This window comes from Streptomyces sp. ATexAB-D23, from assembly GCF_000373645.1.
Taxonomy (GTDB): Bacteria; Actinomycetota; Actinomycetes; order Streptomycetales; family Streptomycetaceae; genus Streptomyces; species Streptomyces castrisilvae.
Map to the genome: position 1 here is coordinate 1 of NZ_KB892039.1, position 22,944 is coordinate 22,944.

General features: G+C 73.2%; 13 protein-coding genes. 7 read left to right on the forward strand and 6 right to left on the reverse strand.

Annotated elements, in window-relative coordinates:
• The 5 genes from B082_RS36770 to B082_RS36775 all read left to right on the forward strand — a co-directional run.
• A partial coding sequence (locus B082_RS36770; protein ID WP_018554955.1) for a type I polyketide synthase occupies positions 1–8,922 on the forward strand: 8,922 nt, incomplete at its 5' end.
• A gap of 194 nt (positions 8,923–9,116) precedes the next feature.
• Positions 9,117–10,091, forward strand: coding sequence for an NAD-dependent epimerase/dehydratase family protein (locus tag B082_RS0127180; RefSeq protein ID WP_106435543.1), 975 nt, complete (start codon positions 9,117–9,119; stop codon positions 10,089–10,091).
• A 27-nt stretch (positions 10,092–10,118) separates the two neighbouring features.
• On the forward strand, positions 10,119–11,429 hold the full coding sequence (gene rfbH, locus B082_RS0127185) for a lipopolysaccharide biosynthesis protein RfbH (RefSeq protein WP_018554957.1): 1,311 nt from the start codon (positions 10,119–10,121) through the stop codon (positions 11,427–11,429).
• Between the two features lie 105 nt (positions 11,430–11,534).
• Positions 11,535–12,566: a Gfo/Idh/MocA family protein gene (locus B082_RS0127190; protein WP_018554958.1), complete on the forward strand. Its 1,032-nt coding sequence runs from the start codon at positions 11,535–11,537 to the stop codon at positions 12,564–12,566.
• On the forward strand, positions 12,563–13,861 hold the full coding sequence (locus tag B082_RS36775) for a macrolide family glycosyltransferase (protein ID WP_018554959.1): 1,299 nt from the start codon (positions 12,563–12,565) through the stop codon (positions 13,859–13,861). Before B082_RS0127190 ends, B082_RS36775 begins: the two co-directional genes overlap by 4 nt.
• Before the next feature lie 48 nt (positions 13,862–13,909).
• On the opposite strand, the gene B082_RS0127200 is transcribed toward B082_RS36775, so the two are convergent.
• Positions 13,910–14,773: a 1,4-dihydroxy-6-naphthoate synthase gene (locus B082_RS0127200; protein ID WP_018554960.1), complete on the reverse strand. Its 864-nt coding sequence runs from the start codon at positions 14,771–14,773 to the stop codon at positions 13,910–13,912.
• A 27-nt stretch (positions 14,774–14,800) separates the two neighbouring features.
• On the reverse strand, positions 14,801–15,451 hold the full coding sequence (locus tag B082_RS0127205) for a hypothetical protein (protein ID WP_018554961.1): 651 nt from the start codon (positions 15,449–15,451) through the stop codon (positions 14,801–14,803).
• A gap of 195 nt (positions 15,452–15,646) precedes the next feature.
• Here B082_RS0127205 and B082_RS0127210 point away from each other — a divergent pair, with 195 nt between their 5' ends.
• Positions 15,647–16,855 carry a macrolide family glycosyltransferase gene (locus tag B082_RS0127210; RefSeq protein WP_026250253.1) on the forward strand — a complete coding sequence of 403 codons (1,209 nt, stop codon included), beginning with the start codon at positions 15,647–15,649 and terminating at the stop codon, positions 16,853–16,855.
• A 65-nt stretch (positions 16,856–16,920) separates the two neighbouring features.
• Here the strand turns inward: B082_RS0127210 and B082_RS0127215 are convergent, their stop codons facing one another.
• Positions 16,921–17,691, reverse strand: coding sequence for a helix-turn-helix transcriptional regulator (locus B082_RS0127215; RefSeq protein WP_018554963.1), 771 nt, complete (start codon positions 17,689–17,691; stop codon positions 16,921–16,923).
• 422 nt (positions 17,692–18,113) lie between these two features.
• On the opposite strand from B082_RS0127215, the gene B082_RS0127220 reads away from it, so the two are divergent.
• On the forward strand, positions 18,114–19,730 hold the full coding sequence (locus B082_RS0127220) for a beta-N-acetylhexosaminidase (protein WP_106435544.1): 1,617 nt from the start codon (positions 18,114–18,116) through the stop codon (positions 19,728–19,730).
• A 94-nt stretch (positions 19,731–19,824) separates the two neighbouring features.
• Here the strand turns inward: B082_RS0127220 and B082_RS36780 are convergent, their stop codons facing one another.
• The 3 genes from B082_RS36780 to B082_RS0127235 form a co-directional block, all read right to left on the reverse strand.
• Entirely contained in the window at positions 19,825–20,559 is a 735-nt protein-coding gene (locus B082_RS36780; RefSeq protein ID WP_018554965.1) for an FkbM family methyltransferase, read from the reverse strand.
• Positions 20,560–20,647: 88 nt separating this feature from the next.
• The gene (locus B082_RS0127230) at positions 20,648–21,895 is read right to left on the reverse strand and encodes a macrolide family glycosyltransferase (RefSeq protein ID WP_018554966.1); all 1,248 of its coding nucleotides are present in this window, start codon (positions 21,893–21,895) and stop codon (positions 20,648–20,650) included.
• Positions 21,896–21,905: 10 nt separating this feature from the next.
• A complete protein-coding gene (locus B082_RS0127235) occupies positions 21,906–22,655 on the reverse strand; it encodes a thioesterase II family protein (RefSeq protein WP_026250255.1) in 750 nt (249 codons plus the stop codon).
• Positions 22,656–22,944 lie beyond the last annotated feature (289 nt).

The following is a 22,944-nucleotide window of genomic DNA, read 5'->3' on the forward strand; positions in this document are numbered from 1 at the left end:
GCGGCGCTGAACCGTAAGCAGTCCGAACCGGCCACCGCCGTCACCGCGCTCGCCCGGCTCTGGGCGGACGGGGCGGATGTCGACTGGGCGGCGTTCTACGCCCGGACCGGGGCCCGTACCGTCGACCTGCCCACGTACGCCTTCCAGCACCAGCGCTACTGGCCGACCGCCCGGTTCATGGCGGGCCCTGTCCCGCTCGGTTCCGTCGGGGCCGGGCACCCGCTGCTCCAGGCCGTGATCAGCCTGGCGGACTCGGGGGACGTGCTGTTCCTGGGTGGGCTCTCGGCGCGGGCGCACCCCTGGCTGGCGGACCATCAGGTGGCGGGGCGGATCGTTTTCCCCGGCACCGGGTTTCTCGATCTCGCCCTGTGCGCCGGGGAGCACGTCGGCTGCGAACGCGTCGAGGAGCTGACCCTGACGGCGCCCCTGGTGATCCCGGAGGACGGTGTCGTCCACGTGCAGCTGCTGGTCGGCGCGCTGGACGCCACCGGCTGCCGCTCCGTACAGGTGTCCTCCCGGCAGGACGGCGAGCCCGCCGACCGGTGGACGCGTCACGCCACCGGCCTGCTCGCCCCGGCCCGGGACGAGGAACCGGCGTACGACCTCGGCCAGTGGCCCCCGGACGGCGCGCGGGAGCTGGACACGGCCGGGCTCTACGCGGCCCTGGCCGGGCTCGGCCTTCAGTACGGTCCCGTCTTCCGCGGGCTGCGCCGGGCATGGCGGCGGGACGACGAGGTCTTCGTCGAGGCCCTGCTCGACGACCCCGCCCAGCCGTCGGGCGCCGATGCCTACCCGCTGCACCCCGCCGTCCTGGACTCGGTCCTGCACGCGATGGCGCTCGGCGTCACGGGTGACGGGGCGGGCGGGGGCGAAAGCGGGTCCGGGCAGCTGCCGTTCTCCTGGAACGGGGTGTCCCTGCACGCCGTGGGGGCCGGTGCCCTGCGGGCGCGCCTCACGCTGGGCGGGCCGGACGGCATCTCCGTCCAGGTCGCCGACGTCACCGGCCGGCCCGTCGCCGAGGTGGACGCGCTGACGCTGCGGCCGATGGCCACGGACGCGCAGGACTCCGAAGCCTCCGAGGGCTCCGGCGCCGCCGCATCGGCGGAAGGCGCCCCGAAGGACGCCCTGTTCCGGCTGGACTGGACGCGGATCGCGACGCCCGACCCGCTCTCCGGGGCCGACGCGCCCGGCTGGGCGCTGCTCGGCGAGGGCGGCGGCCAGGACGCGTACCCCGACCTGGCGGCTCTGCGCGCGGCGGTCGACGCCGGGCAGCCCCTGCCCGATGTGGTCGTGACCCGGGCGACCGGAGGAGCGACGGCCGGCGGCGAAGCGGCCGACCGTACGCACGAGGCCGTTCTGCGGACCCTCGCACTCCTCCAGGAGTGGCTCTCCGACGAGCGCTTCGGCTCCACCCGCCTGGTCCTCGTCTGCGAAGGCGCGGTGGCGGTCCGGCCCGATGAGAACGTGTCGGACCTGGCGGGCGCGGCCGTCTGGGGGCTCGTACGGTCGGCGCAGTCCGAACACCCGGACCGGCTCCAACTGGTCGACTCAGAAGGAGAGTCGGGCGAGGTTGTCAGTCTCGCTCGCGGCTCGTCCGAGCCGCAGCTCGCCGTCCGGGGTGGGGAGCTGTTCGCCTGCCGTCTGGCCGCCGCACCGCCGACGGCCGAGGCCCCCGTGTACGACCCCGAGGGCACCGTGCTCGTCACCGGAGCCACCGGTGAACTCGGCGGCGTGATCGCCCGGCACCTGGTCACCGCCCACGGCGTCCGGCACCTGCTGCTGCTCAGCCGGCGCGGGCCGGCCGCGCCGGGCGCCGCCGGGCTGGTCGCCGAGCTGACCGGCCTCGGCGCCGAAGTCGGCATCCTCGCCTGCGACGCGGCGGACCGGGACGCCCTGGCCGCCGCGCTCGCCACCGTGCCCGACGCACACCCGCTGACCGCAGTCGTGCACACGGCCGGTGTCCTCGCGGACGCGACGGTGACGTCCATGACGCCGGAGCAGGTGGCGCGGGTGCTGCGGCCCAAGGTGGACGCCGCATTGCACCTGCACGAACTGACGCGCGGCGCGCCGCTGTCGGCGTTCGTCCTGTTCTCCTCGGTCTCCGCCGCGCTCGGCGCGCCCGGACAGGGCAACTACGCGGCCGCCAACGCCTTCCTCGACGCGCTCGCCCAGCGCCGCCGCACCGAGGGACTCCCCGGGCTCTCCCTGGGCTGGGGCCTGTGGGACGGCTCGGGCGAGATGACCGGCGAACTCGGCGAGGCCGACCGGCGGCGCATGGCGCGCGGCGGTGTGGTGCCGCTGTCCGTCACCGACGGCACCGCCCTGTTCGATCTGGCTGCCGCCACCGGGCACGCCGCCGTGCTGCCCGTCCGCCTCGACCTCGCCGTGCTGCGGGAGTCCGCCGAGCACCTGCCGCCGGTCTTCCGCGGCCTGGTCCGCGCCCCGCGCCGGCGCGCCGCCGCCGCCGGCACGGCCACGGCGGACTCGCTGACCGGCCGGCTCGCCCCGCTCCCGCCCGAGGAGCGGTTCGCCGCCCTGTGCGAACTGGTCCGGGAACGGGCGGCAACCGTGCTCGGCCACGGCTCGGCCCACGACGTGGCGCCCGACCTGCCCTTCCGCGAGCTGGGCTTCGACTCGCTCACCGCGGTCGAACTGCGCAACCACCTCAACGCCGCGACCGGGCTGCGGCTCTCCGCGACCCTCGTCTTCGACCACCCCACCGCCGAGGCCGTCGCCCGCCATGTGCTGGAGCGGCTGTTCGGGGAGGAGGCCGCCGAACCGGCCGCCCCCGCACGGCGCGCGGGCCGCGCGGACGCCGACGACCCCATCGTCATCGTCGGCATGGCCTGCCGCTACCCCGGCGGCGTCCGCAGCCCCGACGACCTGTGGGACCTGGTGCGTACCGGGTCCGACGGCGTCACCCCCTTCCCCGACGACCGGGGCTGGGACCTGGAGCGGCTCTACGACGCCGACCCGGACACCGGGGGCGCGAGCTATGTGCGCGAGGGCGGGTTCCTGCACGAGGCGGCCGAGTTCGACGCGGCGTTCTTCGGGATCTCGCCGCGCGAGGCGCTGGTCATGGACCCGCAGCAGCGCCTCCTCCTGGAAACGTCCTGGGAGGCTGTCGAGTCCGCGGGCATCGACCCCGCCACCCTGCGCGGCCGGCGCACCGGGGTCTTCGCGGGCGTCATGTACCACGACTACCTGGCCCGGCTGCACACCATCCCCAAGGGTGCCGAAGGGTTCCTCGGCACCGGTTCGGCCGGAAGCGTCGTCACCGGCCGCGTCGCCTACCTGATGGGCCTCGAAGGGCCCGCGGTGACGGTCGACACCGCCTGCTCCTCCTCGCTGGTGTCGCTGCACCTCGCGGCGCAGGCACTGCGCGCGGGCGAGTGCGACACGGCGCTGGCCGGCGGGGTGACCGTGATGGCGACCCCGGGCACCTTCATCGACTTCAGCCGGCAGCGGGGCCTCGCCCCCGACGGCCGCTGCAAGTCCTTCTCGTCCACCGCCGACGGCACCGGATGGGCCGAGGGCGTCGGCATGCTGCTGCTGGAGCGGCTCTCCGACGCGCGCCGCCACGGACACCGCGTGCTGGCGGTCGTCCGCGGCTCGGCCGTCAACCAGGACGGCGCGTCCAACGGCCTGACCGCGCCCAACGGCCCCGCCCAGCAGCGCGTCATCCGGCAGGCCCTGGACCGGGCCGGGCTGCGGCCCGCCGAGGTGGACGCCGTCGAGGGCCACGGCACCGGGACCGTGCTCGGCGACCCCATCGAGGCCCAGGCACTGCTGGCCACCTACGGCCAGGACCGGCCGGAGGACCGGCCGCTGTGGCTCGGCTCCCTCAAGTCGAACATCGGGCACGCCCAGGCCGCCGCGGGCGTCGGCGGCATCATCAAGATGGTGCAGGCCATGCGGCACGGCGTGCTCCCGCCGACCCTGCACGTGGACCGGCCGAGCGAAGAGGTCGACTGGGCGGGCGGGCAGGTCGAACTGCTCACCGAGACCGTCTCCTGGCCCGAGACCGACCGCCCCCGCCGGGCCGGTGTCTCCTCCTTCGGCATCAGCGGCACCAACGCGCACGTCATCCTGGAGGCCCCGGCCGAGCGGCAGGCGGCCGGACCGGCGCCCGCCACCCGGCCGGCGCCGCCCGTGCTGCCGCTGATGGTGTCGGCCCGCACCGAGGCGGCCGTGCCCGGCCAGGCCGCCGCCCTGCGCGACCACCTCGCACGGCACCCCGGGCTCGACCCGCTCGACGCCGCCTACTCGCTCGCCACCACCCGGCCCCTCTTCGACCACCGGGCGCTCACGGTCGCCACCGACCGGGAAGGACTGCTCGCCGGGCTGGACGCCATCGCGGCCGGCACCACCGCACCGGGCGTCGCACACGGCCGGGCCGCGCGGCGCCGGGTCGCGGTGCTGTTCACCGGACAGGGCAGCCAGCGCGTCGGCATGGGCAGCGAGCTGTACGCGTCCGCGCCCGCGTTCACCGAGGCCCTGGACGCGGTGTGCGCCCACCTCGACACCGAACTCGGCACCTCCCTGCGCGCGTTGATGTTCACCGATGAGGAGGCACTGTCGGGCACGGGGTACGCGCAGCCCGCGCTGTTCGCCCTCGAAGTGGCCCTGTACCGGCTGCTGGAGTCCTTCGGAGTCGTACCCGACGAGCTGGCCGGCCACTCGGTCGGGGAACTGGCCGCCGCCCATGTCGCGGGCGTCCTGTCCCTGCCGGACGCCTGCCGGCTGGTCGCGGCCCGCGCCCGGCTGATGCAGGCGCTCCCGGCGGGCGGCACGATGCTGGCGCTGCGGGCGACCGAGGCGGAGGTCACCCCCCTGCTCGGCGAGGGCGTGGACCTCGCCGCGGTCAACGGCCCCAGGGCCGTGGTGCTGTCGGGCGAGGAGGAAGCCGTCCTCGCGGTGGCCGGACGGTTCGCGGACCGCCGGGCCAAGCAGCTGCGGGTGAGCCACGCCTTCCACTCGGCCCGGATGGACCCGATGCTGGAGGAGTTCCGCCGGGTCGCCGAGTCCGTCACCTACCGGCCGGCCGAGATCCCCGTCGTGCCGACCGGCGGCCCGCTCGCCGCCGAGCCGGACGCCTTCGGGACACCGGAGTACTGGGTGCGGCAGGTCCGCGAGACCGTGCGCTTCCACGACGCGGTCACCCGGCTGCGCACGGCCGGGGTCAGCACCTTCGTCGAACTCGGCCCGGACCCCGTCCTCACAGCCGCCGTCGGGGAGTGCCTCGCCGGCGACGACACCGAGGACACCGGGGCGGCACCGGTCGTGCGCGCCGCCGTCCTGCGCCGCGGCCGGTCCGAGACCGGGACGCTCGCCGCGGCGCTCGCCCCGCTGCTGGTCCACGGGAGCGGGGTGCGGCGGCCGGAGTTCTACGAGGGCACGGGGGCGCGCCGCGTCGACCTGCCGACGTACGCGTTCCACCACCAGCGGTACTGGGCCGAGAACGCCTCGGCCCCGGCCGACCTGGCGGGCGCCGGACTCAGCGGCGCCGACCACCCGCTGCTCGGCGCCTGCGTCCCGCTCTCCGGCGGTGGGTCCGTCTGCACCGGGCGGCTCTCCACCGCCGCCCACCCGTGGCTCGCGGACCACCTCGTCGCCGGGACGGTGCTGCTGCCCGGCACCGCGCTCGTCGACCTGGCCGTGCACGCGGGCGACCACGCCGGCTGCGCACTCGTGGACGAACTGGTGCTGTCCGCGCCCCTGCCCCTGGACGCGGGCGACCGGCAGCTCCAGGTCCTGACCGAGCCCGCGGGCCCGGCCGGGAACCACACCGTACGGATCTCCTCCCGGCCGGCCGACGCGTCCGCCGAGGCGCCCTGGACGCTGCACGCGACGGGGACACTCGCCGCTGCCGCCCCGTCCGGCGGGGAGCCGTTCGACACCTCCGTCTGGCCGCCGCACGGCGCGCTGGCGGTGCCGCTCGACGGGCTCTACGAAGGCGACCAGGACCCGGACGGGACCGGCGTCGCCTACGGCCCCGCCTTCCAGGGGCTGAGTGCGGCCTGGCGGCGCGACGGCGAGCTGTACGCCGAGGTGGCGCTGCCCGAACCGGCCCCGGAGGACACCGGGCGGTACGGGCTGCACCCCGCCCTGCTCGACGCGGCCCTGCACGGACTCGCCCACCTGCTGCCCGGTGCCGCCGGCCGGCTCGTACCGTTCTCCTTCGCGGGCGCCGCCCTGTACGCGCAGGGCGCCACCGCACTGCGCGTACGGCTCACCGCGACCGGCGCCGAGGAAGTGGCGCTCAGCGCCGTGGACCCGGCAGGGCGGGCGGTCGCCACGATCGCCTCGCTCATGCTGCGGCCCCACGCCGTCGGACGCCCCCGAGAGGCGTCCCCCGCGGACGGGCTGTTCCGCGTCGACTGGCGGCCGGTCCCGGAGACGGGCGCGGAGCAGGGCGCGGACCAGGGGCGTTGCGCGCTGGTCGGCACGGACGCGCTGGGCATCATGGACACGCTGACCGGGGCGGGTGTGTGGACCGAGTCGTTCGCCGACCTGGAGGCCCTGTCGGCCGCGGCCTCGGCGGGCATGACCCTGCCCGGGACCGTCCTGGTCTCCGTCGCCTCCGACCCCGGGGCCGACCCCGCCCGCGCCGTACGGGACATCACGGGCGAGGCGCTGCGGACCGTGCAGACCTGGGTCGCCGACGAGCGGTTCGCCGGGGCGAGGCTGGTCTTCGTCACCCGGGGCGCGCTCGGCGACGGCACCGGGCGCCCGGACGACCTGGCGTGTGCGCCGCTCTGGGGCCTGGTGCGGACCGCCCAGTCGGAGAACCCCGGCCGCTTCCACCTCGTGGACCTCGACGAGGCGGCGGCATCGGTCCTCGCCCTGCCCGCCGCTTTCCGCACCGGGGAACCTCAACTGGCGATCAGGAACGGTGAGTTGCGCGCGGCCAGGCTTGCCCGGGCCGCCATGTCCGAGGAGCCGGGCACCGCCTGGGACCCGGACGGCACCGTGCTGGTCACCGGGGCCACGGGCGCCCTCGGCGGCCTGGTCGCCCGGCACCTGGTCACCGGGCACGGCGTACGGCACCTGCTGCTGCTCAGCCGCAGCGGACCGGCCGCCCCCGGCGCCGGGCCCCTGCGGGCCGAACTCGCGGAGCTGGGCGCCGAAGTGACCCTGGCCGCCTGCGACGCGGCCGACCGGGACGCCCTGGCCGGGGCCCTGGCGGCGGTCGACCCGGCCCATCCGCTGACCGCCGTCGTCCACCTGGCCGGCGTCCTGGACGACGGGGTGATCACCTCGCTCACGCCGGACCGGTTCGACTCGGTGCTGCGTGCCAAGGCGGACGCCGCGCTCCACCTGCACGAACTCACCCGTGACACCGGGCTGGCCGACTTCGTGCTGTTCTCCTCGTCGGCGGCCACCTTCGGCACCCCCGGCCAGGCCAACTACGCCGCCGCCAACGCCTTCCTCGACGCCCTGGCGGAGCAGCGGCGCGCCGACGGCCTGCCGGGCCGCTCGCTCGCCTGGGGCGCCTGGGAGCACGGCATGGCCGGCCGGCTCGACGGGGTGGACCGGGGCCGCATGACCCGGGGCGGTGTGCTCGCCCTGAGCGACCGGGACGGGCTCGCGCTCCTGGACGCCACGCTCCGTGCCGACGGCGCCCAGTTCGTGCCCATGCGGCTCGACACGGCGGCGCTCGGCCCGGACACCGCCCCGCTGCTGCGCGGCCTCGCCCGCCCGGCGGCCCGGCGCACCGCCGCTTCGTCCGGCACCGGGCACGCCGCCGGTCCCCGGCTGCGGGAACTGGCCGGGGCGGCCCGCCGGGACGCGGTGCTCGACCTGGTGCGCGGCGCCACCGCCGCCGTACTCGGACACGCGTCGGCCGACGCCGTCCAGCCCGAGCAGCCGTTCCTCGAACTCGGCCTGGACTCCCTGACATCGGTGGAGCTGCGCAACGCGGTGGCGGCGGCGACCGAGCTGCGGCTGCCGGCCACCGTCGCCTTCGACCACGCCACGCCGCTCGACCTGGCCGGCCATCTGGACACCCTGCTCGGCACGGCGCCGCGGGGCGCGGCGGACGGGGCGGATGCGGCGCCCGTCGCCGCTCCCGACACCGACGAGACCATCGGCCGGCTGTTCCGCCGGGCCTGCGAGGAGCGCAGGCTGCGCGAGGGCTTCGAGCTGTTGCAGAGCGTCGCCCGGCTGCGGCCGACGTTCGCCGACGCCGACGAGGTGGCCGAGTCCCCGACCTCGGTCCGGCTGGCCAAGGGCGCCGAGCCGGTCCGGCTGGTCTGCTTCAGCTCGCAGGTGGCGCTCGCGGGCGTGCACCAGTACGCGCGGTTCGCCTCGGCGTTCCGTGACGTACGGGACGTCACCGCGCTGGCGGTGCCCGGATTCGCGACGGGTGAGGCGCTGCCGGCGACCGAGGACGCGCTGATCGGGCTGCTGGCGCGGATGGTGCGCGAGCAGGTCGGGGACGCGCCCTTCGCGCTGCTCGGCTCGTCGTCCGGTGGTGTCCTCGCCTACGCGACGGCCGCCCGGCTGGAACAGGAGGGCCGCGCCCCGGCCGGAGTCGTCCTCGTCGACACCTATGTGCCGGGCGACGACTCGCTCGGCCAGTTCGAGGACCAGCTCCTCGGAGGGATGTTCGAACGGGAGGCCGGCTTCGCGCGGATGGACGCCGCGCGGCTGTCCGCGATGAGCTGGTACTTCAACCTGCTCGGCGGCTGGCGGCCGGGCCCGCTCACCTCACCCGTGCTGCTCGTACGGGCCGGGCAGCCGATGCCCGGCGGCGAGGGGCTGGCCCCGGAGAAGTGGCAGACGGGCTGGAGCGAGGCGGGCCGCGTCGTGGACGTGCCCGGCAACCACTTCACGATGATGGAGGACCTGGCCCACACCACCGCCGAAGCCGTCGACCGCTGGATACGGGAGCAGCCGGCCCACCCGGACGGCTCCTGAGCCGATCGCGCCGCGCGGCCCGGCCCCTTGCGCAAGGGGGGCCGGGCCGCGCGTGCATCGGGGGAAACACCCAGAGATTGGGTGCATGGCCCCGCAGCGGCTGTGTGCATTCCCGGGGCGCGTGGATAGTGGCGGCAGTGACGACCGCCCGGCCGGGCCGTCGCCCCAACGGACCAGACATCCGGGAGTCGTTGATGGACCCAGTGGGTTCCGCGGACCGGCGGCCGACCGCCGTGGTGCTCGGCGCCAGTGGCTTCGTCGGCCGCAATGTGTGCGCCGCGCTGCGCGACGCGGGCCACCCCGTGGCCGCCGTCGCCCGCAGCACCGACCACCTGCCCGAGGGCTGCCGCCCGGTGGCCCTGGACCTCACCCGAGGTGACCCCGCGGAACTCGCCGCCGCACTCGCCGCCCTGCGGCCCGACCTGGTCGTGAACGCGGCGGGCGCCCTGTGGAACGTCACCGACGACCAGCTGACCGCTGGCAACGTGACCCTGGTCCAGCGGCTGGTCGACGCCGTCGCCGCCCTGCCGGGGCCGGTGCGGCTCGTACACATCGGTTCGGCGTACGAGTACGGCACGCACCCCGGCAAGAAGCTGACGGAGACACTGCCGGGCCGCCCCGTCGGCCGGTACGCCCAGACCAAGCTCGCCGGCACCCGGGTCGTCGTCCGCGCCGCGGCGCTCGGGCGGGTGGACGCGACCGTGCTGCGGATTCCGATCGCGCTCGGCCCGTTCACCCCCGGCGACAGCCTGCTCGGCGGGCTCGCCCGGCAGCTCGCCGCGTACCCCGCCGAGGTGCGGCTGCCGCCGCTCGACGGCGTACGCCGGGAGCTGGTCGACATCCGGGACGTGGCCGACGCCGTGCTGTGCGCGGCGCGCGCGGACCGGCTGCCGCCCATCGTCAACGTCGGCTCGGGCGTCCTCGTCCGGCTGACCGACACCGTGGACGAGCTGATCCGGATCGCCGGGGCGGACGGGCCGGCCCCGGCGGTCGTGCGCGGCCCGGCGGCCACCGTACGCCGCGACGCCGGAGCCGGCGACCGGCCCCTGGACACCGGCCTGGCGCGGCGGGAGCTGGGCTGGGCCCCGGCCCGCACCGTGACCGACGCGCTGCACGCCCTGTGGGGCAGCCTCCGCGTCCCCGTACCCATGCCACGACACCACATCTGACCACCACAGCGGACGAGGAGGGCATCCATGAACGACGCCGACGTGCAGTCCATCATCGAGCTGACCCGCAAGTACCACCGGGACCAGGAGGCCTCCGGGCAGGAATTCGTCCCGGGAGTCACCCCGATCCTCCCGGCCGGCGCGGTTCTCGACGAGGACGACCGCGCCATGCTGGTGGAGCACGCGCTCCAGATGCGGATCGCCTCCGGCGCCACCGCGCTGCGCTTCGAGCGGAAGTTCGCCAAGGCGGTCGGCGTCCGCAAGGCCCACCTGACGAACTCGGGCTCGTCCGCCAACCTGCTGGCGCTGGCCTCGCTCACCGTGCCGGAGCTGGAGGACCGCCGGCTGCGCCCCGGCGACGAGGTGATCACCGTCGCCGCCGGCTGGCCGACCACCGTCAACCCCATCGTGCAGTGCGGTCTCGTGCCGGTCTTCGTCGACGTGGACCTCGGCACGTACAACACGACGCTGGAACGGGTCGAGGCAGCGATCGGCCCGCGCACCAGGGCCATCATGATGGCGCACACCCTCGGCAACCCCTTCGAGGCCACCGAGATAGCCCAACTGGCCGAGGACCGGGGGCTGTTCCTCGTCGAGGACAACTGCGACGCCCTGATGTCGACGTACCAGGGACGCAAGACCGGCACGTTCGGGGACTACGCCACCGTCAGCTTCTACCCGGCCCACCACCTCGCGATGGGCGAGGGCGGATGCGTGCTCTCCAACAGTGTGGAGCTGGCCCGGATCACCGAGTCGATGCGCGACTGGGGGCGCGACTGCTGGTGCGAGCCGGGCGAGGACAACAAGTGCCTCAAGCGCTTCACGTACCAGATGGGTGATCTGCCGCACGGCTACGACCACAAGTACATCTTCTCGCACATCGGTTACAACCTGAAGTCGACCGACCTCCAGGCCGCCCTGGGCCTGAGCCAGCTCAGCCGGATCGACGACTTCACCGCCGCCCGCAAGCGCAACTGGAAGCGGCTGCGCGACGGGCTCGAAGGGGTGCCCGGCCTGCTGCTGCCCGAGGCCACCCCCGGCAGCGACCCGAGCTGGTTCGCCTTCGTCCTCACCCTCACCGAGGACGCCCCCTTCAGCCGCGCCGAACTGGTCGACTTCCTCAACGCCCGCCGCATCGGCACCCGGCTGCTGTTCGCCGGCAACCTCGTGCGCCACCCCGCGTACCTCGACGTGGAGCACCGGATCAGCGGCGGTCTGGAGAACAGCGACATCATCATGGAGCGCACGTTCTGGATCGGCGTGTACCCCGGCATCACCGCCGAGATGACCGACTACATGGTCGCCTCCATCCGCGAGTTCGTCGCCAAGCACCGCTGAGCCGGCCGGTCTCGCGCACCGCTGCGGTCCGCAAGAAGAGGGACACCATGGAGCCAACGCCACACACCTTTCCGACCGGCCCCGGCCCCGTCCGCGGGAGAGGCCGTGTCTGACGCCGAACCGACGGGCATCGGAGTCCTGGGCGCAGCCGACATCGCCTGGCGCCGCACCATCCCGGCCATCCTCGGCTGCCCCCGGCTGCGGCTGGTGGCGGTCGCCAGCCGCACCGCCGACAAGGCGCGTACGTTCGCCGACCGCTTCGGCTGCGAGGCGGTGACCGGCTACGAGCGGCTGCTCGCCCGCGAGGACATCGGCGCCGTCTACATCCCGCTGCCCAACGCGCTGCACGAACAGTGGGCGCACGCCGCCCTGCGGGCCGGCAAGCACGTCCTGGTGGAGAAGTCGCTCACCGCGAGCGCCGAGGCCGCGGAAGACCTGGCCAGGACCGCGCGGGAACGCGGTCTGGCCTTCATGGAGAACTTCGCCTTCCTCCACCACACCCAGCACCAGCGGGTCCGCGACCTGGTCGCCGAGGGCGCCATCGGCACCCCCCGCGTCTTCACCGCCTCCTTCGGCATCCCGCGAGCCGACCGCGGACTCATCCGCTACAGCCGCGCACTGGACGGCGGAGCGCTCCGGGAGACCGGCTGCTACCCGGTCCGGGCCGCCCAGCTCTTCCTCGGCGACGGCATCGAGGTCCTCGGCGCCCGGCTCGGGTTCGAGGAGAAGGACGGCTGCGACATGGCCGGATCGGTGCTGCTCGCCGACGGCGCCGGCCTCACCGCCCAGTGCGACTTCGGCCTGGACCACGACTACCGCAACACCTACGCGCTCTGGGGCAGCGAAGGGCGGATCGAGGTCGACTGGGCCTTCACCCCGCCCCCCGACAAACAGCCCCGGCTGCGGGTGAGCCGGGGACAGCACACCGAGCAGCTGACCCTGCCGGCCGCCGACCAGTTCCTGCGCGCGGTCTCCGCCTTCGCCGAGGCCTGCACCGACCCGGCGGCGCGCGCCCCGCACGCCGCCGACGCCGTCCGCCAGGCCTCGTTGCTCGAATCGGTCCTGGGCCGGGCCGGCATCTTCGAAACAGCTGCCCGCGGCCGGCTCGGACCGGCCCGGGACGAGGAGTACTCATGACCCCCGCCAGACCCAACGGCCCCCTGGACAGCACCGTCCCCACCCAGCCCGGACCGCCCGGACGCCACGTGCTGTGGCTGGGCTTCCCCTCGTACGGGCACCTCAAGGCGACCCTCGGCATGGTCGAGGAACTCGTGCGGCGCGGCCACCGCGTCACCTACGTGGTCTCCGAACGGTACGCGGCCGCCGTCGAGGCCACCGGGGCACGCGTCGTGTCCTACGCCTCCGACTTCCCGCAGACGATCACCTCCTACGAGACCGCGACGACGATGCTCGTGGCCTTCCTCAGGGAGAGCTACGCCCCTCTGGAGGTGGCGCTGGCGGCCGCGGCCGACGACCCGCCCCACCTGGTCGTGCACGACGCGCTCGCCTCCGACACGGCGGCAGCGGTGAGCCGGCGCCACGGGGCGCCGATGGTGCGCACCTACGCCGGCTTCGGCACCAACGACCAGGTGCCGCAGAACGGGACCGAGGCCGACCCCGCGCACGCCCCGGTGGACCCGGGCGACCCGCTGCTGCTCGGCCTGGCGGCCGAGCTGACCGCCCGCGTCGAGGCGGCCGGCGTCGCCGGCCTGTTCGCCGAGCGGATGGCCGGCGGCGACGACACCGCGGTCAACATCTCGTTCGTCGCCAAGGAGTTCCAGATCAAGGGGGAGACGTTCGGCGACGACTACCTCTTCGCCGGCCCCTGCCTGCGCGCGGCGGACTTCGCGGGAGAGTGGTCGCCCCCGCCCGGCGCCCCGCCGGTGCTGCTGGTCTCGCTCGGCACCTCGGTCAACTGCCGCCCCGACTTCTTCCGGCGCTGCGCCGAAGCCTTCGCCGGCACGCCGTGGCACCTCGTGATGACCCTCGGCAGCGGCATGGACCCGTCGGACCTCGGGCCGCTGCCGCCCAATGTCGAGGCCTGGTCGTGGCTTCCGCACCTGGCGGTGCTGGAACACGCCACCGCGTTCGTCTGCCAGGGCGGCACGGGAAGCCTGATGGAGGCGTTCCACCAGGGCGTCCCGGTGGTGGTGGTGCCCCAGCAGCAGGACCAGGTGGCGATCGCGCGGCAGGTCGTCGACCTCGGCGTCGGCCGGTCGATCAGCCCCGGTGATCTCGACGCCGGCACCCTGCTCTCCGCCGTCGAGGCCATCGCAGGTGACGACGAGGTGCGCGACCGGGTGGCGGAGTTGAGCCGGGGGATGCGTACGGCACCGGGGGCCGCCGCGGTCGCCGACCGCCTGGAAGCCGTCATGGCCGCCCGTGCCACCGCCGCGGCCACACCCGCTGCCACCGCCGCGGCCACGCTCTGACGCCGACGGAGGAGCAGCCCCGGGGGAAGGCCCGGGGCTGCTCCTCCCTCACCGCGCGGAACCGACGGGGTCCAGCGCGCCGGGCGGGAACGCGGGGACCGCCCCCGCCTCCACCGCCCGGTCCAGCAGGACCCGGACCGCGGCGAGACCGTCCGCACCGAGGTCCTCGGTGTACTCGTTGACGTACAGCTCGATGTGCTGCTTCTGCACCTCGGGCGCGATCTCCTGCGCGTGCGAGCGCACATGGTCCCGTGACGCCTCCGGGTCGGCCCAGGCGTGCCGGACGGACGCGCGGACGGCCTCGGTGATGGCCGTGAGCCGCTCGGGGCCCAGATCGCGCCGGGCGACGATCGCGCCGAGCGGGATGGGGAGCCCGGTCCGTTCCTCCCAGGCCTCGCCGAGATCGACGAGGCGGTGCAGACCGTACGTGTCGTACGTGAAGCGGGCCTCGTGGATCACCAGGCCCGCGTCCACCTCACCGTCCCTGACGGCCGGCATGATCCGCTCGAACGGCATCACCACGGTGCGTACCTCCTGCCCCGGCAGGGCCTCCCGGGCCCAGAGCCGGAACAGCAGGTAGGCGGTGGAGCGCTCGGTGGGGATCGCCACGACCCGCCCGGCGAGGTCCGCCGGTTCGCAGGCGGTACGGGTGAGCAGCAGCGGCCCGCAGCCGTGACCGAGCGCGCCGCCGCAGGGCAGCAGCGCGTACCGGTCCAGGACGTGGGGCAGCGCCCCGTACGAGATCTTCAGTACGTCCAGCTCGCCCCTGGCCGCCATGCCGTTGGTGACGTCGATGTCGGCGATGGTGACCTCGGGGGAGGGCACCCCGGGCAGCAGCCCGGCCGTCCACGCGTGGAAGACGAACGTGTCGTTGGGGCAGGGCGAGTGGGCGAGGTCCAGAGGGCTTGCCATGACTTTCCTGTTCCTTCGGCTGAGCGGCTAACGGGTCAGGTCCCACAGCCCGAGGTACTTGTTGGGGGAGTTCTCGGGGATGATCTCCAGCGGCTCTCCGAGGGAGAACGGGGCCAGCGTCAGATCGAGCTTCGCGTGCCGCAGGCTCGGCTCGCAGACCCGCGCGTAGTTGGAGAAGGCGCCCTGCTCCGGGACGGGATCGCTGGCGTAGCTCGTGGTGAGCAGGTACCGGCAGGAGCCGCGGAACCGCTCCAGCGCGGGCAGGATCATGTCGTTCGGCAGGTGGATGAACACATCCCGGCAGACCAGCAGATCGGCCCGGCGCAGCACGGTCGACGTGATGTCCACGACCTCCAGCCGGTAGCCGCGCTGCCTCAGCTCGGGCCAGGTGGCCCGCTCGTGGACGTCGTAACCGATGTAGTCGACGTCGTCGAGGTCCATCGTGCTCATCCACGCCAGATCGCCGCAGCCGGCGTCGTTGAGCGTCTTCACGTCGTACGTCTCGATGATGGTGCGCAGTCCCTTGCGGACCAGCTGGGTGTGCGGCTCGCTGGAGCCCCAGCCGCAGACCGTGTCGGGAGCCTGGTCGGGCCAGCCCCGGGAGAAGACGTCCAGGCCGGGGCCGGCCCGGCGCTGGTGGAGCTCCCGTGTGTCGGCGTAATCTGCTGGGTGGATCACGGCATCTCGCTCTCTTCTCAGGAACGGGTCATCGGACCCACGGGAGCACGGAGCCCGCGCGCGGAACCACACCGACGGCAGGACACCAGGTGTTCTCCCGAACTCCACGGCGAACTGCAGCAACGGACTGGTGAAAGGCCCAGTGTTGGGCCGGTGCGGGCGGCCACCGGCGCCGCCGCTGGCAAGCTGCTGCCCATGTCGTCGTACCACGTGGCGTTTCTGCCGTTTCCCGCGTTCGGACACATCAACACGACGCTCCCCGTCGTCTCGGAACTGGTGCGCCGCGGCCACCGTGTGACCTTCGCGACCAACGCGCGCTTCGCGCCGCTGGCCGCCGCGGCCGGCGCGAAGGTGCTGGAGTACGAGTCCTGGCTCGCCTCGCGCAAGCTGCCCGACCGGGTGGACGCGGAGTACCTGGTGCATGAGCCGGTGCGCTCGATCGACGAGGCCATCGCCACCGTCCCGGTGTACGAGGCCGGGTTCGGCGACGACCTTCCGGACGTGCTGCTGTACGACGTCAGCACCTTCGCCGCCGGCCGGGTGCTGGCCCGCAAGTGGCAGCGGCCCGCCATCGAGCTGTTCGCGACCTTCGCCTCCAACGAGCACTACTCGCTGACGCAGCAGATCGGCGCGCTGTACGCGGACGAGATCGACCGGGAGCACCCCGCGCTCATCGACTTCTTCGTGAAGCAGGGCAAGCTGCTGGGTGATCACGGCCTGGGGGACGTCACCCTGGAAGAGTTCAACGCGGCGGCCGACGACGCGAACCTGGTGTTCCTGCCGCGGCGTTTCCAGCCCGCCGCCGAGACCTTCGACGACCGGTTCGCCTTCGTCGGCGCCTGTCTCGGCGACCGGGCCCACGACACCACCTGGAAGCCGCCGGGCGACGGCCGCCCGGTGCTGCTGGTGTCGATGGGCAGCTTCAGCTTCGACCACCAGAAGGACGCGCTGCGCACCTGGGCCGAGGCCTTCGCGGGCAGCGACTGGCAGGTGGTCGTCTCGGCGGGCGCGCTGGCCGAGGACGAGGACCTGCCCACGGTGCCGGACAACGTCGAGCTGCACCGCTGGGTGCCTCAGCTGTCCGTGCTGGAGCACGCGGACGCGTTCGTGTCGCACGCCGGGATGAACAGCGTGATGGAGGCGATGTACTTCGGGACGCCGGTGGTCGCGGTGCCGCACATGCCCGAGCAGCGGCTCGTCGCCGACCGGCTCCAGGAGCTGGGGCTCGGCGTGCACGTGCCGCAGGCCGAGGCGACCGGGGAGCGGGTGCGCGCGGAGGTGGACCGCATCGTGCGGGACGGGCACACACGTGAGCGGGTCGGCGGGCTGAGCCGGGCGATGCGGGCCGTCGACGGGCCGGTGCTCGCCGCGGACTACGTGGAGAGGGTGGCCGCGCGCAGCTGACGCCGGGCGCGATGCCACCCTCGGATACGGGTTCGCACAGCGGGTGCGGGTCCGTCCGGCCCCGGTCAGTCGCCGCTGTCCTGCCGGGAGCCCCGGGGGGCGCGGTCGGTTCCCTGGCGGTCCGGGCGGATGTACTCGGGGAGGATCCTGGGCGGCCAGCAGCCGATGCTGAACATGCCCATCGAGTACGCCTTCGCCGCGAGAGCGGTGCGGTTGGGCACCTTGAACTGCCGCAGCAGGATGCTCACGTGGTACTCGACGCCCTGGCGGCTGAGGAAGAGCTTGGCCGCCAGGCGCACGGTCGGGTCCCCGGCCGCGACCCCCTCCAGGACCTTCGCGGTGAGGGCGGTCAGCTTCCGCTGCGACCCCACGAGTTCCTGGCGGTCGTCGGCCGGCTCCTCCGGGGTGAACTGCGCCATGATCATCTTGACCCGGCCGCTGTCGTCCCGCACCGGGAAGGCGGCGAGCTTGCCGGAGACCGCGGTGTCGTGGAACCACATGGCGATGGAGCGGCTGACGACCGGGGCGTGGTGCTCCTGGACGAGCCGGCCGAACTGGCGCAGCACGTACTGCCGCACGCTCGGGTGGAGGAACTCGGCGAAACTCCGGTCGCAGATATCGTCCGGATAGCGTCCGCACTGGGTGCTGAAGGCGTTGTTGACGGAACGTATCCGCAGGGTCGGATCGAGTATCGCGAGACCGACTCCCGAGCGTTCGAACATAGAGAGGACCACGGCGCTGTATTCGTCGCTCCGGATCTCCGCCGTGAACAGGGACGATTCGGCGTCGAGCAGTCCGTCGACGGCATGGAGCGGTCTTCGCGCAGTGACGGACATTTCCCCCGCCGTCTGTGGAAAATCGCTCCTCGTGCTGGTCTCCGCATGGAACATGTCCGCCACACCTTCCCCGATTTGTGTGTATCGGCGAGCGCTCAGCAGCCTAGGAGCGCATGGCCGGATATCGGTGCAGTCCTGGTCGGGTCTGACTCGTGCGCTATCCGGTTCGTCCCGGAGGCGGACCTTTGTGACGGCCGACGGTACGGGGAACGGGCCGCCGGAAGGGGGGCCGCACGGGATCCGTAGGGACTCTTCCAGCGATGGTTCCGGAGGGCCGGGCGCGAACACTAGGGGTTCCGCTAGCCGATGTTGACCAAAGCTTGAACCTCGTTGGGAATCGGGACGCCAAGCCACTTAGACGGGAAACACGGTTGCAGATGAGAGTGAGTGCAAGTCCATCGAGCCCCTGGCGCAGCCGGGGCATGAGAATGTCCGTCACCGGGGTCGTGATGGCGCTGACGGTGACACTGTCCAGCGCGGCGGTCTCGGCAAGCAGCCCCAACCCGGCGGTCTCGACCGTGAAGGGGGCCGTTCCGCTCACCTCGGTGGTGCCCCAGCCGGTCAGCATCCGGACCGCCAACGGCGTCGCCTTCGACCTGAAGCAGAGCGACGCGATCTACGCGACGCGGAACTCGTCCGACGCGAAGGACGCCGCCAACTTCCTCGCCGGCCTGTTGCGGGTTCCCACCGGCTACCCGCTGAAGGTGCGCGATGTGCCCGCCGGGGCGAAGCCGCGCGGCATCGTGCTGTCGCTCGGCGGCAAGAACGCGGTGACCAAGAAGGAGGGGTACCGGCTCGACATCAGCCGCAACACCGTCACCATCGAGGCCGACGACCGCTCGGGCCTCTTCAACGGCGTGGCCACGCTGCGCCAGCTGCTGCCGGTGAAGGTGGAGCGCAAGCAGCAGATGCCCGGCCCGTGGCGGGTCCAGGGCGGCACCATCGACGACGCGCCGCGCTACGCCTACCGGGGCGCGATGATCGACGTGGGCCGGCACTTCCTGCCGAAGCCCGACGTCGAGAAGTACATCGACACGGTCGCCCGCTACAAGGTCAACTACGTGCGTCTGCACCTGACGGACGACCAGGGCTGGCGCATCGAGATCAAGTCCTGGCCGGAGCTGACCAAGGTCGGTGCCGAGTCCGGGGCGGGCGGCGAGGGCGGGGGCTTCTACACCCAGGAGGACTACAAGGAGATCGTGCGGTACGCGCAGGCGCGCGGCGTCACGATAATTCCCGAGATCAACGGCCCCGACCACACCCACGCGGCCCTGGCCTCGTACCCCGAGCTCACCTGTGACGGCAAGCCGATCGAGCCCTACCTCGGCTACCCCAAGAGCGACGAGGGCGTGCTGTGCCTGGACAACCCGACGACCTATGAGTTCATGGACGACGTCATCGGCGAGGTCGCGGCGCTCAGCCCGAGCCCGTACTTCGCCGTCGGTGGCGACGAGACGTTCGGGCGCACCAAGGAGCAGCTGGACACCTACTTCGCCAAGATCGCGAAGATGGTGGAGAAGCACGGCAAGAAGCCGATGGGCTGGATGGAGGCGGCCGGTTCGCTTCCCGCGAAGGACTCGCTGACGGAGTTCTGGGTCCCCGGCATCAACGAGGACCAGATCATCGCCTCCGCCAAGGCGGGCAGCAAGGTCATCATGGCGCCGGCGATGTACACCTACCTCGACCAGAAGTACACGGAGACCTACCCCGAGTACCCGGTGGGCCAGACGTGGGCCGGTCCGACGTCGGTGGAGGGCTCCTACGACTGGGACCCGGAGGGCCAGCTCGAAGGGCTGCCGGCGTCCGCCGTGGGCGGGGTCGAGTCGACGATCTTCACCGAGACCGTCTTCGGCATCAACCAGATGGAGAACCTGGCCTTCCCGCGGCTTCTGTCGGTCGCCGAGGTCGGCTGGGCGAAGGCGTCCTCGCACGACTGGAAGAAGTTCGAGCCGCGTCTCGCGGCGCAGGGACCGCGGCTGCGTGAGGCGCGGGTCAACTACTACCTGACGCCCGAGATCGACTGGCCGCTGGGGAGCTGAGGTTCCGGCCCCCGGGAGCACGGCATCGCCCGGCCGCAGCAATGCGGCCGGGCGATGCCGTTGTGGCCCGTGGGGCCGGGCTCGTGCCTTCGGTTCAGGCGCGTACGGCCCGGACCATGTAGTACTGGTCCGCCGCCTCGGTGAGCGGCGCCCGCTCCGGCGTGACCTCGAAGCCGTGGCCGCGCAGGATCCCGCAGACCCGCTCCAGCTGGCCGTCCAGGTCGCAGACCTCGGCGATCACCCGGCGGACGCGCGGCCACTGGGCGTCGTCGACGCCGAGCAGCACATCGGGTTCGGCGCCCTCCACGTCCACCTTGAGGAGCGCGATCTCCCGGTCCCCGGGGAAGAACGCGGCGATCCGTTCGACGTCGACGGTCACCTTCTCCGCGGTGTAGAACTCCTCGGCCAGGTCCCCGTGCTGCTCGGCCATCTGGGCCTTCGGCCCTTCCTTGATCTCCGGATAGCGGGTCGAGTTCGCCGGGAGCAGCGGGAAGAACGAGAATTCGACGCCCGCCTCCGGGGCGCTGCCGAGCGCGGTCTCGTGCAGTGTCACGTCGCTGAGGCCGTGCAGTTCGACGTTCTTCCGGAAGAGCGCGATGTTGTTCGGCATCGGCTCGAACGAGTGGACTTCCGCGTCCGGATATCTGCTCTTGATGTACAGGGCGAACATTCCGATGTTGCCGCCGGCGTCGAGAACTGTGGGGGCGTCACCGAGTTCCAGTCCGTCGTAGCAGCCCTGCTGGAAGATTTCATCATACATGTATTGCGCTTCGAGTGGGCTCTGCGTGTAGACCTTGAGTTCGCCACCCAGTTCAACAAGCTCCGTCACGGATGCTCCAGTGTTCGGTCTGGACAATTGATGGGTGGGGGGATTTTGAAGCGCTATTCGCTTGTACGGTTTCGACGGCGTACGTCTTTCACGTATCGGCGTCCTGGAATTCGGGTGCCGGGGTGGGCTGCCCGGCCGCCGCGACCGGCTCGGCGAGCCAGCCGTCGATGAGCCGGGCGGCTCGGGCCGGGCCGCCCGCCGCCAGCATCTCGGTGCGCATCCGGGCGACCTGCCGGTGGATGCGGTCGGAGTGCGCGACGGTCTCCACCGCTTCGCGCAGGCGCTCGGGCGTCAGTTCGTGGCCGGGCAACGCGACCCCCACACCGAGTTCCTCGGTGCACCGGCCGTTGACCCGGTCCTCGGGGGTGTACGTGATGACCACCAGGGGTTTGCCGAAGGAGATCGCCTCCAGCATCGTGCTGATGCCGGCATGGCACACCACGGCCGACGCGTGCGGGAGCACGGTGTTGAACGCCAGCCACTCGTGCATCTCGACGTTCGCCGCGCCCCGGGCTGCGGCCCGGCCGGCCGGCAGGTTGCCGGGTCCGACCGCCATGACGAGGTGCCAGTCGCTCCCGCCGAAGGCCTCCACGCAGTCCGTGAAGAAGCCCGGCCGGTCGTTCACCTCGGTGCCCAGCGTGATCAGGGCCACCGGGCCGTCCCCCGAAGGGCGCTGCCAGGAGCCGGTGCCCGGCCGGTCGGCCGGGAGGCTGTGCCCGGTGAAGGTGTAGCGGTCGTCGAACGTCTCACCGCGCGGCTGGAACGACCTCGGCAGCAGCACCACGTTGCGGGAGTCGAAGTTGGCCAGGAACGCCGCCGCGGTCTCCGGATCGGCCTCCTCGGCGGCCAGGTGCTCCATCAGGAGGTCCAGGCACGTCTGGAGGCTCTCGCTCGTCCCGTCGAAGACCTCGTGCGACAGCGCGTAGTGCTCGTTGGCGGCGACGTACGGGAACAGCTGCACGGTGGGGCAGCCCCACCGCTTCGCCGCCGTACGCGCCGCGAAGAAGCTTTCGAGGTCGTACAGGACCAGGTCGGGGACGTCGTCCGCGAGCGCCTCCAGGGCCCGCGGCAGGATCACGTCCATCGACTCCCGCAGGAACGTCAGGCCCAGCGCCCCGATGTCCTCACCGGTCACGGTCCCCTCACCGAGCCGGCTGCGCCGCGAGGTGTAGCGGACCGCCCCGGCGCCGACGGCGGCCACCCGGTCGGCGAACTTCTCGTCCACGACGTAGGTGACCCGGTGGCCCAGCGAGATGAGGCAGCGGCTGATCTCCAGCGTCGGGTTCACATGCCCGTAGCCCGGGAACATGAAGATCGCGACGTGCCGTGGTGTCATGACTCCTCCGTCATCGCAGGGCCGGCTCCGCGAGCTGATCACCGATCAGCCGCAGGACCTCCGCGGTGTGGTCGAGCAGATAGAAGTGGCCGCCGGAGTACGTCCTCAGGTCGAAACCGCCGTCCGTGTGCCCGCTCCAGGCCGCGACCTCCTCGACCGTCGCCTTGGGGTCGCTGTCGCCGGTCAGCGCGGTGACCGGGCAGCGCAGCCGGGGGCCGGGCGCGTACCGGTAGGTCTCCGCCGCGCGGTAGTCGCCCCGGATGGCGGGCAGCACCATCCGCAGCAGCTCCTCGTCGCCGAAGACCTGCTGGCTCGTACCGCTGAGCGCGCGCACGTCCGAGATCAGCCCGTCGTCGTCACGCAGGTGCACCTGCTCGTCCCGGTGCGCCGAAGGGGCCCGCCTGGCCGAGGCGAACAGACGCAGCGGGAAGGTCCCCCGCGCTTCCAGACGCCGGGTGACCTCGAACGCGAGCGTCGAGCCCATGCTGTGCCCGAAGAACGCGAAGGGGCGGTCGACGGCCTCGGTGACGGCCTCGGCCACCTGGTCCGCCAGCGTGCCCAGATCGTCGATCAGCGCCTCGTGGCGCCTGTCCTGACGGCCCGGGTACTGCACGGCCAGGACTTCGACCCGGGGGCGCAGTGCCTGCGCGACCGGCCGGTAGAAGGAGGCCGAACCGCCCGCGTGGGGCAGGCAGACCAACTGGACCTTCGCCTCCGCACTCGGGAAGTACCGCCGAATCCACAAATCGGTGTCGATCATGCTGGCCCCTTCGGCCTTCGTCAGGTCGCGGACGCGGCGGGCGCCCACACGTGCCGGGGCACCGCCGACGTCTGCCGCTGGACCCAAGGAGAAGCGCTTCCCGCCCGCCCGGCGGGCCGTGGCGGCGGGATCTGAGTGAACACCTAGAAACCCCCGGACCCACCGGGACCGGCCCGTTCGGCCGTGTTCATCTGGGCGCGGCGTGAGACCGCTCGCGCGCCCACGAGGGTGGCGCGGCGAGCTTCCCCCAGGGCCTGTCCGGCGGATCTTCGTGGATCAGCCCGCGGCG

Bases quoted from the DNA above. Each gene is read 5' to 3' on its own strand.
- B082_RS0127180 (WP_106435543.1), top strand. From the start codon at position 9,117: ATGGACCCAGTGGGTTCCGCGGACCGGCGGCCGACCGCCGTGGTGCTC.
- rfbH (WP_018554957.1), top strand. From the start codon at position 10,119: ATGAACGACGCCGACGTGCAGTCCATCATCGAGCTGACCCGCAAGTAC.
- B082_RS36775 (WP_018554959.1), top strand. From the start codon at position 12,563: ATGACCCCCGCCAGACCCAACGGCCCCCTGGACAGCACCGTCCCCACC.
- B082_RS0127200 (WP_018554960.1), bottom strand. From the start codon at position 14,773: ATGGCAAGCCCTCTGGACCTCGCCCACTCGCCCTGCCCCAACGACACG.
- B082_RS0127210 (WP_026250253.1), top strand. From the start codon at position 15,647: ATGTCGTCGTACCACGTGGCGTTTCTGCCGTTTCCCGCGTTCGGACAC.
- B082_RS0127215 (WP_018554963.1), bottom strand. From the start codon at position 17,691: ATGTCCGTCACTGCGCGAAGACCGCTCCATGCCGTCGACGGACTGCTC.
- B082_RS0127220 (WP_106435544.1), top strand. From the start codon at position 18,114: ATGAGAATGTCCGTCACCGGGGTCGTGATGGCGCTGACGGTGACACTG.
- B082_RS0127230 (WP_018554966.1), bottom strand. From the start codon at position 21,895: ATGACACCACGGCACGTCGCGATCTTCATGTTCCCGGGCTACGGGCAT.
- B082_RS0127235 (WP_026250255.1), bottom strand. From the start codon at position 22,655: ATGATCGACACCGATTTGTGGATTCGGCGGTACTTCCCGAGTGCGGAG.